The 14,337-nt window shown below is 70.2% G+C and carries 14 protein-coding genes; 4 read left to right on the forward strand and 10 right to left on the reverse strand.

The genetic code is table 11. From position 1 onward, the window contains the following. Positions 1-18 precede the first annotated feature (18 nt). Positions 19-3,402, reverse strand: a complete 3,384-nt coding sequence (locus ABZ321_RS34005) for a carbohydrate-binding protein (RefSeq protein ID WP_354899010.1) — start codon at positions 3,400-3,402, stop codon at positions 19-21. Between the two features lie 222 nt (positions 3,403-3,624). Between ABZ321_RS34005 and ABZ321_RS34010 the strand changes: the two genes are divergently transcribed. Then, a complete protein-coding gene (locus ABZ321_RS34010; RefSeq protein ID WP_354899013.1) occupies positions 3,625-5,100 on the forward strand; it encodes a glycoside hydrolase family 75 protein in 1,476 nt (491 codons plus the stop codon). Between the two features lie 54 nt (positions 5,101-5,154). Here the strand turns inward: ABZ321_RS34010 and ABZ321_RS34015 are convergent, their stop codons facing one another. Beyond that, on the reverse strand, positions 5,155-5,913 hold the full coding sequence (locus ABZ321_RS34015; RefSeq protein ID WP_354899016.1) for a hypothetical protein: 759 nt from the start codon (positions 5,911-5,913) through the stop codon (positions 5,155-5,157). Positions 5,914-5,944: 31 nt separating this feature from the next. Between ABZ321_RS34015 and ABZ321_RS34020 the strand changes: the two genes are divergently transcribed. Continuing rightward, positions 5,945-6,166 (forward strand): hypothetical protein, encoded by a 222-nt coding sequence (locus ABZ321_RS34020; protein ID WP_354899019.1) that lies wholly within the window; start codon positions 5,945-5,947, stop codon positions 6,164-6,166. On the opposite strand, the gene ABZ321_RS34025 is transcribed toward ABZ321_RS34020, so the two are convergent. From ABZ321_RS34025 to ABZ321_RS34060, 8 genes are all read right to left on the reverse strand, one after another. Then, positions 6,150-7,061 carry an alpha-galactosidase gene (locus tag ABZ321_RS34025; protein WP_354899022.1) on the reverse strand — a complete coding sequence of 304 codons (912 nt, stop codon included), beginning with the start codon at positions 7,059-7,061 and terminating at the stop codon, positions 6,150-6,152. The two genes, ABZ321_RS34020 and ABZ321_RS34025, sit on opposite strands and share 17 nt — an antisense overlap. Beyond that, positions 7,058-7,690: a glycoside hydrolase family 36 N-terminal domain-containing protein gene (locus ABZ321_RS34030; protein WP_354899025.1), complete on the reverse strand. Its 633-nt coding sequence runs from the start codon at positions 7,688-7,690 to the stop codon at positions 7,058-7,060. Before ABZ321_RS34030 ends, ABZ321_RS34025 begins: the two co-directional genes overlap by 4 nt. Next, entirely contained in the window at positions 7,687-7,899 is a 213-nt protein-coding gene (locus ABZ321_RS34035) for a substrate-binding domain-containing protein (RefSeq protein ID WP_354899028.1), read from the reverse strand. Before ABZ321_RS34035 ends, ABZ321_RS34030 begins: the two co-directional genes overlap by 4 nt. A gap of 1,036 nt (positions 7,900-8,935) precedes the next feature. Then, complete coding sequence (locus ABZ321_RS34040) at positions 8,936-9,961, reverse strand: hypothetical protein (protein WP_344505272.1); 1,026 nt, start codon at positions 9,959-9,961, stop codon at positions 8,936-8,938. Continuing rightward, complete coding sequence (locus ABZ321_RS34045; RefSeq protein WP_344505270.1) at positions 9,958-10,464, reverse strand: SigE family RNA polymerase sigma factor; 507 nt, start codon at positions 10,462-10,464, stop codon at positions 9,958-9,960. The genes ABZ321_RS34040 and ABZ321_RS34045 overlap by 4 nt, the downstream gene beginning before the upstream one ends. A gap of 211 nt (positions 10,465-10,675) precedes the next feature. Further along, complete coding sequence (locus tag ABZ321_RS34050; RefSeq protein ID WP_354899031.1) at positions 10,676-11,104, reverse strand: AzlD domain-containing protein; 429 nt, start codon at positions 11,102-11,104, stop codon at positions 10,676-10,678. A gap of 135 nt (positions 11,105-11,239) precedes the next feature. Beyond that, on the reverse strand, positions 11,240-11,566 hold the full coding sequence (locus ABZ321_RS34055) for a hypothetical protein (protein WP_344505266.1): 327 nt from the start codon (positions 11,564-11,566) through the stop codon (positions 11,240-11,242). Between the two features lie 121 nt (positions 11,567-11,687). Then, the gene (locus ABZ321_RS34060; RefSeq protein WP_354899034.1) at positions 11,688-12,191 is read right to left on the reverse strand and encodes a hypothetical protein; all 504 of its coding nucleotides are present in this window, start codon (positions 12,189-12,191) and stop codon (positions 11,688-11,690) included. A gap of 321 nt (positions 12,192-12,512) precedes the next feature. Between ABZ321_RS34060 and ABZ321_RS34065 the strand changes: the two genes are divergently transcribed. Both ABZ321_RS34065 and ABZ321_RS34070 read left to right on the forward strand, forming a co-directional pair. Then, complete coding sequence (locus ABZ321_RS34065) at positions 12,513-13,862, forward strand: helicase-associated domain-containing protein (protein WP_354899037.1); 1,350 nt, start codon at positions 12,513-12,515, stop codon at positions 13,860-13,862. A 275-nt stretch (positions 13,863-14,137) separates the two neighbouring features. Further along, on the forward strand, positions 14,138-14,337 hold a 200-nt coding region (locus ABZ321_RS34070), incomplete at its 3' end, for a hypothetical protein (RefSeq protein WP_354899040.1).

Raw genomic sequence — 14,337 nt, forward strand, 5'->3', positions numbered from 1 at the left:
CCTCCATCGAGGAAGAGCTCAGCGGATGCTGAGGTAGTCGACATTCGGTCCACCGTTGGCGGTGGTGGCTGTTGCGCGGACGGTGTTGGTGCCGGCGGTCACCGGTACCGTCACGGTCACGTCCTGCCAGGTGTCCCAGCTCGCGGTGGGGTTGAAGGCGACGCCGGCGGCGACGACGGTGCCGTTGACGGCGATGTCCATCGGCCGGTTGGCGGTCGTGCCGTTGGCGACGCGGAAGGTGAGCGTCGCGGTGCCTGCCGCGGGTGCGGTCACCGACCACTGGACGTAGCTGCCGGCGACGTTGGTGTAGTCGACGAAGCCGGTGCCCGAGTAGCCGGTGTGGTTGGTCGCGACCGTGCCCTGCGAGATCGTGGCCTTCTCCGCCTCGTACCGCACGAGCCCGGCCGGCGTCGTCACGCTGGCCGCGTTACTCATCCCGGAGTTGTTGCCCGCACCGTCGTGCGCCCGGACGGTGTAGGTGTAGGTGGTCCCCGGGGCCACGGTCGTGTCGGTGGCCGTCGTGCCGCTCACCGTGGTGAGCGGGCTTGCGTCGCGAAAGACGTCGTAGCCGGTGACCCCGGTGTTGTCCGTCGACGCGTCCCAGACCAGGCCGACCGCGCCCGCGGCGACCGAGGTGCTGCGCAGGTTGCCCGGCACGCTCGGCGGCTCGGTGTCGGGGCCGCCGCTACCGCCGGCCGGCACCGTCTGGGTCGCCACGTTCCAACCCGAGACCCGCACCGACGGGGCCGCGCCGGCCAGGTCGCTCGTGCGGTACTTCGCCGTCAGCGTCTTCGACTCGCCCGGCCACAGGCTGATCTCGTTGTCGTTCCACTGGATCGGCAGCACCGGCTTCCCGGCCGCGCCGACCACGTGCGCGTCGACGTAGAACGCCGGCGTCTTGCCCGTCGAGGTGTTGCGCAGCGTGACGGTGGTCGTCGTGACGCCGCCCGCCTCTGTCGACGACGCGGTCGCCGACACCGGCACCTGCGCCATGCCCGACAGGCCCTTGAGGTTGGCGTAGCTGGTCGTCGGCGCGTAATACCAGTCGTTGTTCGCCCAGTCGACCGTGTCCGCCGCGGTCGACAGCCAGTAGACGTTGCGGCTGACCTCGGCGCCCGACGAGTCGAGCAGCACCAGCCTGGCGAGGTAGGTGCTGGCGATGCCGCTGATCGAGGACGGCACGGTCAGCGCCGTGGCCCGCCCGCCGTCGCCCGGCACCGTCAGCGACGCCGACGTCTGGGCGAACACCTCGGTGCCGTCGGGGTTGTACAGGTTCACCTTGGCGGTCAGGCCGCTCGCCGAGCCGTGCCGCTGGTTGACCACGACGACCGAGCGGTTGTCGTAGGACCACTGCACGTGCAGCGGCTCGTTGGCCTTCTTGGCGCCGTAGTACGCGCCGTTCTGGTCCAGGTAGTAGTCGAACAGCTGCCAGTGCAGCGAGGTCCAACCGCTGTTGAGCATCCAGTAGATGACGCCGTCGGCCGGGTTCGACGAGTCGGTGAAGTTGCGCCGGTAGGACTCGAACTGCGCCCGGACGTTCTCGTACTGCGCCAGCTGCGCCTTGCGTACGTAGTCGTCCAGGCCGGCCGGCGTCCCGTAGCGGCCAGTGATGGCGTTGTCGAAGATCTTCAAGTTGTTGAAGGTGCTCGACGGCGAGCGGTGGTACTGCGTCGCGTTCGGGCTCTGCCACAGCGTGTTCAGCTCGCTCGTGGACATCATCCGCTTGAGCGTGTCCATGGTCGGCACGTCCGGCCCGGCGCTGGTCTCGCCGTTGAAGCCCCAGGCACCGCCGCTGTCCGAGTGCGCCTTGTCGTACCAGTAGTTCGGCGGGATCCAGTCGTACGGCCCGGTCATCTTCATCCCCGACGGGCCGGTCAGCGGCGCCGAGCGGTCCGCCGCCGCGGCGATGACCGGGGTCGACCAGTCGGCCGCACTCAGCGCGTCCATGTAGTTCTTCTCGATGGTCGCGTCGGGCGCGAAGTCGCTGCCGATGAGGAACGAGATGACGCTCGGGTGGTCGCGCAGCCGGGCGGCCTCGGCGGCCATCGACGCCTTCGCGATCGGGTAGTCGGCCGACGTCCAGGCGTCGCCCGGCTCGCCGCCGTTGACCTGGCCCTCCCACTTGTCGCAGCACTCCCAGCCGGGCAGCGTGAGGATGCCGTACTGGTCGGTCAGGTCGAAGAACTCGCTCGCCTCGATGTGTCCCTCGAGGCGGATCGTGTTGAGCCCGAGGTCGAGCGCGTAGCGCAGCTTGTCCTCGACGTAGCCGGGATTCCACCGCAGGAACAGGTCCGGCGACCAGCCGCCGCCGCGGATCTGCAGCGGGCGTCCGTTGATGGTGTACCGCCGGTGCCCGCTGGCGTCCAGCGGCGCCTTCACGTCACGCACTCCGAACCGCTCGTACGCGGCGTCGCCGGCCGTTCCGCCGACCGATGCGGTCAGGTGCAGGTCGTACAGCGGCTGCCCACCCATGCCGGCCGGCCACCAGACCTGCGGATTGGCCAGCGTCACCTGGCCGAAGGTGACCGTCTTCGTCTCGTGCGCGGCCAGGCTCACCGACTGCGACAGGGCGTTGCCGGCGACGGTGCCGGAGACCGTCGCGGTGACCGCGACGGCGGAGTCGTTGCGCACGTCAGCCTTCGCGGTCAGCGTCGCGCTGTCCAGCGCCGGCGTGCTGAGCCTCGTCACCACGTGCGCGTTGCGCAGCGCCACCGTGCCGGACCGGCGCAGCGTCACATCGCGGACGATGCCCATGTTCTTGTCCGGCGGTGTCTGCACCCAGTCGATCCACCCCATGGTGAGGTCGCGGTTGGGATCGTTCGGGTACACCTTGATGGCGACGCTGTTGACGCCGCTGTGGACGATCGCGGTCAGGTCCAGCTCATGGTCGGTGTAGGCGCCGGCGATCGTGGCGCTCGTGGCGACCTGGGTGCCGTTGACCCAGACGTCGGCCTTGGACAGCACGCCGGTCACGTCGACGAACGTGTGCAGCCCGGCCTCGGAGCCGAGCGTGAAGTCCGCGCGGTACCACCACGGCACGGTGAAGTCCGCGGTGGGGATCGACTTCATGTTGGTGGAGTAGAACGGGTCGGGGTACACGTTGTTCTGCAGCAGGCCGGCGAGCACGGTCGAGCGGGCCGACACCGCGTACCAGCCCGAGGCCGCATACCCGGGCTGCGAGATGGTGCCGCCGGTGTCGCTGGTCCGGCCGGACGACTGGACGGCGAAGCCGGGGATCGCGGTCGACTCGCCGGGCGCGGCGGAGACCTGGACGGCGGCCCTCGGTGCGGCCGCCGCCGGGTGGGCCACGGCCGGTGCCGCGCCGTTGCCGGCCAGCGCGACCGCCGTGGCCGCCGCGACGAGCAGGCGCAACGGGGAACGGGTTCGGGTTTTGAGCAGCATGACGCCTCCCGGGTGATGGACGGGCGGGCCGGGGTAGGTGAACTGTTAAATAGTCTTACTATTTAATGGCTCTCGATGCTAGGCGCGTGGCTCAGGCGCGGTCAAGACGCGCAACGTTGTTGAAGGCTGTGGGTTGACCTCGGTTCGTGTGCGGTCCTAACATCGATTCCTATCTGTCAGTAAGGTTGCCTGACAGTTGCATCTCAGTCAGGGAGGGAGCCAATGGGCAAACGCAGACAGCGGGCCATGCTCGCGATGCTCGGCATCGCGGGGCTCGGGCTCGGTGTCCTGATCCCCGCCGCACCGGCGAGCGCCGCCGCGACCCGCTACGAGGCGGAGAGCGCGACGATCTCGCAGGGCGTGGTGGAGTCGAACCACCTGAACTTCTCCGGTACCGGCTTCGTGAACAACGACAACGCCGTCGGCAGCTACACGCAGTGGACGGTCAACGCCGGCAGTGCAGGCTCGGCCACGATCACGATCCGCTACTCCAACGGCACCACCGCCGGCCGGCCCGCCGACATCGCGGTGAACGGCACCGTGGTCGCCGCCGCGACGGCGTTCAACAGCACCACCAACTGGGACACCTGGGCCAACAAGACGATCACGGCGCCGGTGAACGCGGGCGCCAACACCATCCGCGTCACGGCCACCACGGCCAACGGCCCGGCGAACCTGGACTACCTGGACTTCGAGGTCGCCGCGTCGACGTTCACGGACTACCAGGCCGAGAACGCGACGCTGAACCAGGCCGCGGTCGCGACCAACCACACCGGCTACACCGGCACGGGGTTCGTCGACTACACCAACGTGGCCGGCGCGTACGTCGAGTGGACAGTCAGCGCGTCGGCGGCCGGCAGCGTGGACTTCACCATCCGCTACGCCAACGGCACGACGGTCAACCGGCCGATGACCATCGCCGTCAACGGCACGACCGTCGCCTCCAACCAGGCGTTCAACGGCACCGGCACCTGGGACACCTGGGCGGACCAGAGCTTCACGGCGACGTTCAACGCCGGCACCAACACGATCCGTGCTACGGCGACGACGAGCAACGGCGGCCCGAACGTGGACCGGCTGCGCTTCGGCGCCTCCGGCGGTGGTGGCGGCGCGCCGACCGCGGCCGACCTGCTGGCCAAGGTGAACACGTGCAACCAGATCTCCAACGGCAAGTACAAGACGGACGAGGACGTGTCGAGCGCGACCATCGCCGTGTGCCAGAAGACGGGCGCGGTGTTCTGGAAGGCCGACATGGACATCGACTGCGACGGCGTGCGCACCACACAGTGCAACGAGAACACGGACTGCTGCTTCCAGGCGGACACCTTCTGCCACACGTCGGGCGACAGCCCGCTGAACGCGGCGCAGCTGCCGTACGTCGTGGTCCCCAGCCCCAGCTCGACCTGGAACTACACCAACTACCAGATCGGCTGCGGCACGGTCGTCGCCGTCATCTACAACAACCAGGTGCTCTACGCCGTGGTCGGTGACACCGGGCCCACGGCAATCATCGGGGAATCGTCCTATGCGACCGCCAATTCGCTGGGTATCAACCCCGACCCGAGCAACGGCGGCACCGACTCCGGCGTGACCTACATCGTGTTTCAGGGCTCGCAGCGGGTTTCCCCGATCGAGAACCACAACAACGCGGTGACGCTCGGCCAGAACCTCGCTCGTACCTTCGTCGACAACAACTGATTCTGGGTGGATGGGGAAACCCTGCCGGCGGGTGCGCCCGCCGGCAGGGTCTGTTCACGTGTGCAGCCGGGCGATCGCCGACCGCGCGACCGCGGCGGCCGTGTCCCGCAGGCGATCCGTGCCCGGCGATCCGGCCGCGGCCGAGGTCACCTTGAGCCGCACGCCAAGCTGCGTGCGGCCGTCGAGCGCCCACAGCTGGTAGGTACGCGCCGTGCCGTCGCCGATCTGGTAGCCGAACGCGCTCGAGCCGACGCCGGTGATGTCCGCCGCGCCCGCGGGCGCGTTCGCCCGCGCGTCGGCGAAGCGCCGGGACGTGCCCGTGACATCGACACCCACGAGGGCCGTGACGTCCGCGGCGATCTGCAGGCCGTCGCCGGTGAAGGGCCGATCGCAGGTGTACGCCGTGTAGTCCGACTTGTCGGTGTGGTCCCCGGCGGCCGGCTGTGTCGCGGCCGTGCCCAGGCCGGCGACCGGCCCGAAGTCGACGGCGGCGCACAGGTCGAGCGTCCCGTTCGGCGCGCCTTGTGAGCCGGCCGTGCCTGTGCCGGTGGGGCCGGTCGTGACCGTCGCCCCGGGCCCGCCCGCCGTGGACGGGCCGGATGCCCCCGCCGTCGCCGTGGCGGTCGCCGTCCGCGTGGCGGCGGCCGAGCCGGGCGCGGAGGTGTTCGCGGCCTCGTTGCGCCCGGCCGGCGTGCCGCCGCCGAGTGCCGCGACGGCCAGCACCACCAGGGCTACGACCACCGCCGCGATCCCGGCGATGGTCCACCATGCCGTCTTGCCGAGCCGCCGTTGCGGGACAGTCGCGCCATCCATCGGCGCAGTATCGCAGAACCGCACCGTTCTGTTGAGTATCATCGATATTGCGGCGATGACCGGCGGCCCTGATGATTCAGCCGCCGTTGACCGGGCGGAACTGTGGTACGACCGTCTTGACGCGTGCGGCGGCCACGGTGGTGGCCTTGACGGTGTCGAACACGGTGCGGCCGAGCACGGCGTGTGCCTCGCCGGCCTGGTGCGTCGCGCCGTAGTCACCGAGTTCCTGTCCGGCGTCAGCCGGCGCGGTTGAGGCGCATCACGGCGCTGGCCCAGGACCCGATGCGCAGGGCCGGGTGCCGGGCGCGCAACCGGTCGATGACCTGGTAGACGCCGCGGGTGTGGTCGATCCACAGCCAGTCCTGGGCGTCGCCGCGTCCGGGCCAGCCGGCCTGGCTGAAGCCGCGGTTCATGTCCCACTTGAGGTGGTCCACGTGGTTGTCGGTGACGAGCCGGTCGAGCCAGTCGAGGGCCCAGTCGCGCACGTCGGCGCGGGCATAGTTGAGCACGAGCTGGCGGCGCAGCTCGTCGCGGCGACGGTGCGGGAAGTGCAGGACCCAGTCCGGGTGGGCGCGGTACAGCTCGCTGTCGGGGTTGACCATCTCCGGCTCGACCCAGACGCCGAACCGCATGCCGAGCCGGTGGACCTGCCCGGCGACGGCGGCCAGCCCGCCGGGGAAGCGGCCGGGGTTGGGCCACCAGTCGCCGAGGCCGGAGTGGTCGCCGGTGCGGGTGCTGAACCAGCCGTCGTCGATGACGAACAGCTCCACGCCGAGGTCCGCGGCGCGGCGGGCGAGGTCGTGCTGTGCGGCCTCGTCGACGTCGAACTCGACGGCTTCCCACGAGTTGTACAGCACGGGCCGGTCCTCGCCGGGGTGGCGCAGCACGTGGGTGCGGGCGTGCCGGTGCCAGCCGCGGCTGGCCGCGCCGAAACCGCCGCCGGTGTAGAGGCCGAGGATCGGTGGCGTGGTCAGCTCGGCGCCGGGGTCGAGGGGCCAACCGAGGCCATCGTGGCCGAACCCGGCGCTGACGGCGGCGCGGCCCTGGAACTGGCGGTGGTCGGTGAGGCGCCAGGAGCCGCTCCACGCGAGCGCCACGCTCCACACCGGCCCGTGCGCCTCGGTGGCGGTGCCGTCGTCGATCATCATCCAGGGGGTTGGCGTGGTGCGCGGTGATGCTGGTGCGGCTGGTGAGGCGGGTACTCCCCGTCGGCCAGCCGCCCGCGCCGCAGCTGGCCCTCGGCGTAGTAGCCGCCGCTGACGACGCTGTAGCGGTAGTCGTCGAGCTGGGGGACGAGCCAGTTGCCGGAGTCGGCGCGGATGATCCGCAGCGGCTCGCCGCTGCCGGCGGTGTGCCGGAGCGTGACCCAGCGCTCGATGACCTCGGAGTCCTCGCGGACGCGGTGGTGCAGGACGACCTGGAGCGGGAAGTGCGTGTCGGCGAGCACCAGGTCGAGCCGGTGTGCGCCGGGCTCGGCGGCGACCACGTCGTCGACGAGCTTCAGCTCGAGGGAGCGGACGCCGCCGGGAAAGGCGATCTGCAGCGACGGCGGCCCCCCAGCGCAGGCCACCCTCGACCAGCAGTGGCTCCTGGCTCTCCAGCGGCAGCTCGTACGGCGGCACGGCGGCGGCCTCGCCGAGGCGGGATCCGTCGCCGGGGGAGAGCCGGGCCCCCAGTGCAGCTGCACGAGGCGTCCGTCGGCGGCGGCGGCGAGCACGTGGCTGCCGCCGGTGATGGGCGAGGGCGAGCTCGGCGCCGGGCGGGCCGGGGCGGTCATGCGCGCGGTGCGGCGGTCGAGCGGCGGACGACGACCTCGGTTTGCAGCAGGATCGGTGGTGGTGTCCCGCCGTCGATGATGTCGAGCAGCGTGGTGACCGCGGCGGCGCCGATGGCGTCGGTGTCCTGCCGGACCGTGGTCAGCCGCGGCAGGGTGAACGCGGCCAGGTCGATGTCGTCGAACCCGGTGACCGACACGTCGTCGGGCACCCGCGGCGTGGCGCTGGCAACGGTGCGCCCGCCGCGCCGAGGTGGCGGGCGGCGGCGGGTGGCGTCAGTGCCAGCGTGGGCGCCGCGCCGTACGCGGCCACGTTCACCGCAGCGAGCCCGTCAACCGTCATGCCAACGCAGCGGCGCAGCGCGCGACGCGGCGCGTGGTTGCGCTTCGCTCGTGCTGGACGGGACGGCAGGAACGCGCCAACTCCGAACCCCTGATCTGCCGGTCCGTCCGTCATGGTGCGGGCCGCTGTCAGCAGTTCCACCAACGGGGCGTGACCCGTAACGGGTCCGTCAACCATTCCCTCACACCGTCGGTCCCGGAAGGAGCACCGCAATGGTCACAACCTCCCCGAATCCCTTGAACGTCCACAATGGAGGAACATGGCTGCCAGCCACCCCGACACCTCCGGTCGCATCCCTGACCGGCGACTGAACCTCCGCGCCACTCAGCGCGACACCACGCCGGCTGAGCCAACCCCGCCGACCGACAGCAGCGACACGGACACGGACAACCCGCACCGCGACACCCCCGGCCACCCACAAGCGCGCGGCACCCCTGCCAATGGCACGGCGTTGCTGCTAGACCTCGCCACCGAAGACGAGATCCAAGCCCCTCGCCGCCGAGGCCGGACCCATGAGCGAAGACTGACGCGCTACCCTCGCCCGGCTTGCTGCGCCTCAATCGGAGCGGCCAACGCGCCGCGTGACCGGTAGCCCGCACCGATGACCGGACTTGCCCATGCTGGCAGGCGCTTCAAGCACGGGCAACCCGGACGTCAGTTCGCCACCCCCACCTGATCGACGACGGCAGAACACCGAAATCCCCGCTGGTGGCGGGTGGCGGATCACCCGCACACCACGTGAACGCTCGCGGGCGCGCGAGACGCGTCCGCACGGATGGCCCACTACATCCGCCACCCGTTGAAAACCTTCACCAGCGTGCCCCCACGCACCTGATCGCCGCGGGCTGGGGATCGCCGGTGGGTGCGTGTCCACGTCAATGTGGGCACGCACTTGTGGGCGGCTGTCAGGGTCCGGTTTGGACGGGCACCGGCCCGCTGAGTGCCGCGTCGAGCAGAACCCGGTTACCCAGCGGCACGTCCAGGTGCACGGTGATTGTTGCCGGGCGCCCGATGGCCAGGCACACACCGTTGTCGCCTGGCGGCTTCGGCGTGGCGATTACCGCGACCACGACCTCGGTGCCCGTCTCGTGGATAGCGCCGGTTTCGGTGACGTTGCATCCGGCGAGATAGTGCAGGGTCAGATCCTGGCCGGTGACGGTCACTGAGTCCACTGCGGTCATGCCTTCCGCGGGTGGCAGGCTGGGGGCGGGCAATATCGTGATGGCAGACGGCGCCACCGCGATCCGGATCACGGGCACGGTCAGCTCAGTGACGGTGAATTGCCATGCCGGTACGTCGATTTGACCACGCGAGGTGCGCAGCACCGCCGTGCCCAGGACCGCGTCGGTGATGGTGAGCGTGCAGCCGCGGTTGGCGCAGGGGCCATCGCCGCGGTCTACCGCCGCGTAGGCCTGCGCCGCTGACACGACAGGCACGGTGAGCCTGCCGCCGTCAGGAAAGTCGATCTCGTATTGCCCCGGCTGGATGCTGGGCAGTGTCCCAGCTAGACGGTAGTGCCCATCGCTGAGCGCGGCTTTCGCTTTCTGGGCCAGATCTGACTGATCACCGTCCACATAGATCGATGCGCTGGCCGCTGGAACCCGGGTCAGTTCCTGCGACGGCAGCGCCACCAGCCCCGTGCGCCACGCGGCGTCGGCGCCCGAGGCCTGCCAGGCGGCGATCACCTGCTGGCTGCGCTCCTGGAAGGTCGGCGTGAGCTGCTGGGCTGGCGGCATGGACTGCGGCGCGGACCGCACCAGCTGCGCGGTCATGGCGGTCACCGCCAGCGTCACCACAGCTGCGGTGCAGACCGCCACGGCGCGCCGCCGGCGTGCGCGATGGCGGATGGCTTTCATCGGCGGGTCCACCGCAGCGCGCGGCGGCATCGGCATGCCCTCGCGCAGCAGCTCTGCCAGGTGAGTTTCGTTCACGGCGATGCCTCCTCGGATGCCGGGGTGACGAGCGAAACGAGTTCGGGCCTCGCCCTTAGCCTGTCCAGGGCACGTGCCGTGTAGGACTTCACCGTCCCCACGCTGATGCCCATCGCCTGCGCCGTCTGAGCCTCGGTCAGATCGGCGTGAAAACGCAGCATCAGCACGGCCCGCTGCCGCCGGGGCAGGCTGGCCAGCATCTCTGCCAGCGAGATGCGCAGGTCCGAGCCGCTATACGGGTCGCCTGACGGGTGCTCAGGCAGAACATCGAAGGCCACCTCGCCCCGCCACCTACGGCGCCACCAGTTCAGATATGTGGTGACCATCATCCGGCGCAGGTAAGCCTGCGGAGCATCGTCGCGGACCCGCTTCCACCGGCCGTAAACGCGGGCCAGCACGGTCTGCACCAGATCCTCGGCCCGGTGCCAGTCGCCAGTGAGCAGCCACGCTGAGCGCAGCAGCCCCGGCCACGCGGCGCGGACAAACTCCTCAAAATCGTCCACTCGCCACCTCCTTCAGCCCGTCAACAGGCCGGTGCGCGCAAATGGTTGCCAGTACCCCTACAGACTCAAAGGCATCGACCTGACCCTGCGGTTCCTGGCCGACAAGCGGCAACAAGCCACTTGCCTGAGTCAGGTCCCGGCGCCATCGAGCTCGGCATGCCCAGCATCTGCCCGCTCGCGCGATAGCGGACACCAACGGCCGGCCGGGTCTTCAGTTTGGGATTGGTCGCAGACTTCCGTCAGCCGGTAAGCACCGTACTGGCCAGGACAACGTGGACGCGGTGCCGCCGAGGATGTTCAGCAGGGTGTTGCGGCGCCACAAATGCAGGCCGATGGTGGCGGCCAAAGCCAGCAGCACGGCGAGCAACCGGTGGGGCGGAGCTTGGGGCAGGTCGCGCAGGCAGTAGGCGGCGAGGATGACCATGACCCCGGCCGGCATGACGGTGCTGAGGTAGGTAATCGTGCGGCTGGCGCGCAGCCGGGCCAGCGCGGCGAACGGCAGAGCCCGGAGGGCCCAGGTGACGGCCGCGGATATGCCGACCTCGGCATGGCCCGGCGCTGCGGTTCGTGGTGTAGGGACCACATGTCTGGCGGCCGCGTGCTGTACCTGTCGGACAAGGAGGCACAGGTCTGCCCCCATCACTACCGTCGGTGCGGCAGATGGAGCTCGACACCGCCGCGTGGATTGTCCACATGCAGGATGCGCGCGTCCCCACCAGGTGCAGCCGTTCCGCAGGCCACGCCAGAAGATCCGGGCGCGTTTGGTGTGGATGCTCTAGCGGCGGGTGGTGCAAGCGGCAGCGTGCTCGGTCAGCCACTGCAGTGCGGTCGCGATCGAGCCCGCGTCCTCGTCCACACCACATCCGGTGCACCGCTTGGTGAGGTACCCGGAGAGGTTCATCTCGATCCACGCCTGCGCTCCACCGGTGGTCGTAACGATGTCCGACACGATCTCCCGATACTCGTACCTGCCGTCATCGTGCCGCCGGCCGCGGGCCATTTCTGTGCCAAAGTCGGTGTCGAACAGTAGAACCACTCGATCAATAGCCCACCACCCCGTCATGCCGTCTGGCGCGTGCCGGTGCTGGTCGTCAGCCGCCACGACGTCCACCTCGCGGTTTGCCTGGTGCTGCTGCAGTTGACGACGCGGTCCCACGCAACGGGCCCCGACCGGTCCGGCCGGGGCCCGTTCGATCCTGTCCGATGTCTGCGTACGTCTCCGTCTACGGCTGGCCGACGAAGGTGACCTGCACCGTGGCGGAGCGGGCGGTGGCGCTGGTCGGGTAGGGCGCGAACGTCACGGTGCCGGTGCCGGTGCCGGTGCCGTAGCAGGGCAGCACCAGCGTGGTCGGGATCTTCGCGCTGACCGCCCACGTCCGCAGGACGATCGGGCTGGTGGTGCTGGACGCGGGGCCGAAGTTCACCAGCACCGAATTGGCGGCGCTGCCCGTGTAGCCGGCCTGGCTGGTGGTCGGGCCGGTCACCGGGAGCACCTTGACGGTCTGGCCGTCCATCGGATGGCCGGTCTGTCCGATGTGCACCGGGCCGAAGCAGGCCATCCTGATGGTGGCGTTGGGGGTCTGGTCGTTGACCAGACCGACGAAGGGGTTGTTGGGCGCGATCGGGGCCGGGTCGACGACACCGCCGGCGAACGCTGGCACCGGTGCGGCAAGGAGGGCGCCGGCCGCGGCCAGTGACACACACCAGGAGCGCAGCTTGCGAGACACGATTCCTCCGGAGGGGGAGCGGAAGCCTGGCGGGGCATCCGTTGGAAGGGTAGTCAAGAAGGTAGAACGCTAATCGTCAATGGTCAATGTTCGATTGCATCTTCCGACATGAGCCTCGCTCACCTCCAGGATGGAGGCCAACGTCATACGTGGTGAGGCTGCCGTTCAGCCATGCGGTGGTCGTGGCCTCGGCTGGCGGGTGGGTGCGCTACGTTCCGGCGGAGGGCCTACGTCTCCACGCAGCAGGACGGTGGGAAGGCGTGAGGTGTTCGGCCATCCCAGGTATCACGGGTCCTGGGCATGCGCCTACCGTGGTCGGCTATGCATGGCGCGAACGAGGTGACGGATGCCGTTCAGGCTGCCGGCGACGAAACGGTCCGCTCGACTCGGGCGGAGGCGCTGGCCAATGTGCTGGCCGTGCTGCAGCTGTGCGGTGCGGGCAAGCTGCGCTGCAGTGAGAGGACCCAGCGGCCGGCCGCCGCTACCGTTGCGGGGGTTGCCGAGGTGTTGGCCGGTGGGGACTTCTATCCCACGGAGCCGATCGCGGCGTTCGCCTGGCCGCTGCTGATCCAGGCCGGTGGGCTCGCCGAACTGGCCGGTGGCCGGTTGCAGTTGACCGCGAAGGGTCGCGTCGCGTTGGGCCGGCCGCCGGCAGAGACGATCCGGGCGCTGTGGCGCTCCTGGGTCGGTAAGGCGGTCATCGACGAGCTGAGCCGGGTCGAGCACATCAAGGGCCAGCGCACCGCCAACACGCTGACGTCGGCGAAGACCCGCCGGCGGGCGGTTGCTGCGGCGCTGTCCGGCTGTCCGGTCGACGAGTGGGTGGCGATCGACGGCCTGTTCGACAGGATGCGCCGCGGCGGGTTGTCGCCGACGGTGGCGCGCAGCGAACGGGCGTTGTGGCGGTTGTACCTCACCGATCGGGAGTACGGCAGTCTGGGCTACGCCGGGTTCGCGGACTGGCCGGTCCTAGAGGGCCGCTACACCCTGGTGGTGCTGTTCGAGTACGCCGGCACGCTTGGCCTGTTCGACCTGGACTACACCGACCCGGCCGGCGCCCGGGACGACTTCCGCGGCAACTGGGGCACCGACGAGCTGGAGTATCTCAGCCGCTACGACGGGCTGCGGGCGGTGCGCCTCAACGCCCTGGGCGCCTACACCTTGGGCCTGACCGGCCGCTACCAGGCGCCTACGGCGGATGCGGCGGTGGCCGGGGCGCTGAAGGTGCTGCCCAACCTCGACATCGTTGTCACCGGCGAGCTGCCGCCGGCCGACCGGCTGATGCTCGACGCGTATGCGCAACGCACCGCGGACCGAGTCTGGGCACTGCGCCGTGCGACCCTGCTGGCCATGCTGGACGCCGGCCACCACCTCGATCAGCTACGCGAGTTCCTGACCGCCCGTGCCACCCATGAGCTACCCAATCCGGTGACCACCCTGCTGGCTGACGTCGAGGCCCGCGCCGGGCGACTCCGCAACCTTGGTGTGGTCCGCCTGGTGGAGTGCGCCGATCCGGCGCTGGCGACCCTGATCGCGGGTGACCGGCGGCTGCGCGGCCTGTGCGAGCGGGTCGGTGACCGGCACCTGGCCGTGGCCGTCGACCGGGAGCCGGAGTTCCGCAAGGCGCTGCGGGCGCTGGGCCACATCCTGCCGGGCGACACCCCGGCCTGACCGTCGCCCGAGCGCACCGAACCCGCCACCACGGCGCAACCGCCGGTTAGGGATGGCGATGGCCGCCGGGAATTCGGGCGGTAGGAAGCCACCGCCGCAGGTTCCTGGAACTGGTCAAGCCCAAGGCGTCGCGAAATCAGCGATCGGGATCTCGAGCCGCCCCGCGAGGCACCCGCGGCGATACCCCGGACAATTTATTGTCATCGATGGACACCTGCATCAGTCTATCCAGGAGCGTCGATCACGAGTCGGCGTCCGGAGATGGAGGAGTCTGCGTGAACCCATCCACGTTCCGCCGCGGCAGGGTCCCGATGCTGATTGCCGCGACGACCGTGCTCGCCGCGTTCGGCGTGCCGCCGTCATCCGCCGTTGCCGCGCCCGCCGCGCCTGCCGCACCTGCTGAGCCGGCGGGGACCGTCCAGGCCGTCACCGCTCGGCTCGCCGGGCAGCTCGCGGTGTCGCTGCGCGACTCGGG

The sequence above is a fragment of the Dactylosporangium sp. NPDC006015 genome, assembly GCF_040614215.1.
Taxonomy (GTDB): domain Bacteria; phylum Actinomycetota; class Actinomycetes; order Mycobacteriales; family Micromonosporaceae; genus Dactylosporangium; species Dactylosporangium maewongense.

Excerpts from the sequence above, each read along its gene's own strand:
- ABZ321_RS34050 (WP_354899031.1), bottom strand. The coding sequence starts at position 11,104 with ATGGGGGCAGACCTGTGCCTCCTTGTCCGACAGGTACAGCACGCGGCC.
- ABZ321_RS34030 (WP_354899025.1), bottom strand. The coding sequence starts at position 7,690 with ATGACCGCCCCGGCCCGCCCGGCGCCGAGCTCGCCCTCGCCCATCACC.
- ABZ321_RS34065 (WP_354899037.1), top strand. The coding sequence starts at position 12,513 with ATGCATGGCGCGAACGAGGTGACGGATGCCGTTCAGGCTGCCGGCGAC.
- ABZ321_RS34010 (WP_354899013.1), top strand. The coding sequence starts at position 3,625 with ATGGGCAAACGCAGACAGCGGGCCATGCTCGCGATGCTCGGCATCGCG.
- ABZ321_RS34015 (WP_354899016.1), bottom strand. The coding sequence starts at position 5,913 with ATGGATGGCGCGACTGTCCCGCAACGGCGGCTCGGCAAGACGGCATGG.
- ABZ321_RS34005 (WP_354899010.1), bottom strand. The coding sequence starts at position 3,402 with ATGCTGCTCAAAACCCGAACCCGTTCCCCGTTGCGCCTGCTCGTCGCG.
- ABZ321_RS34025 (WP_354899022.1), bottom strand. The coding sequence starts at position 7,061 with ATGATGATCGACGACGGCACCGCCACCGAGGCGCACGGGCCGGTGTGG.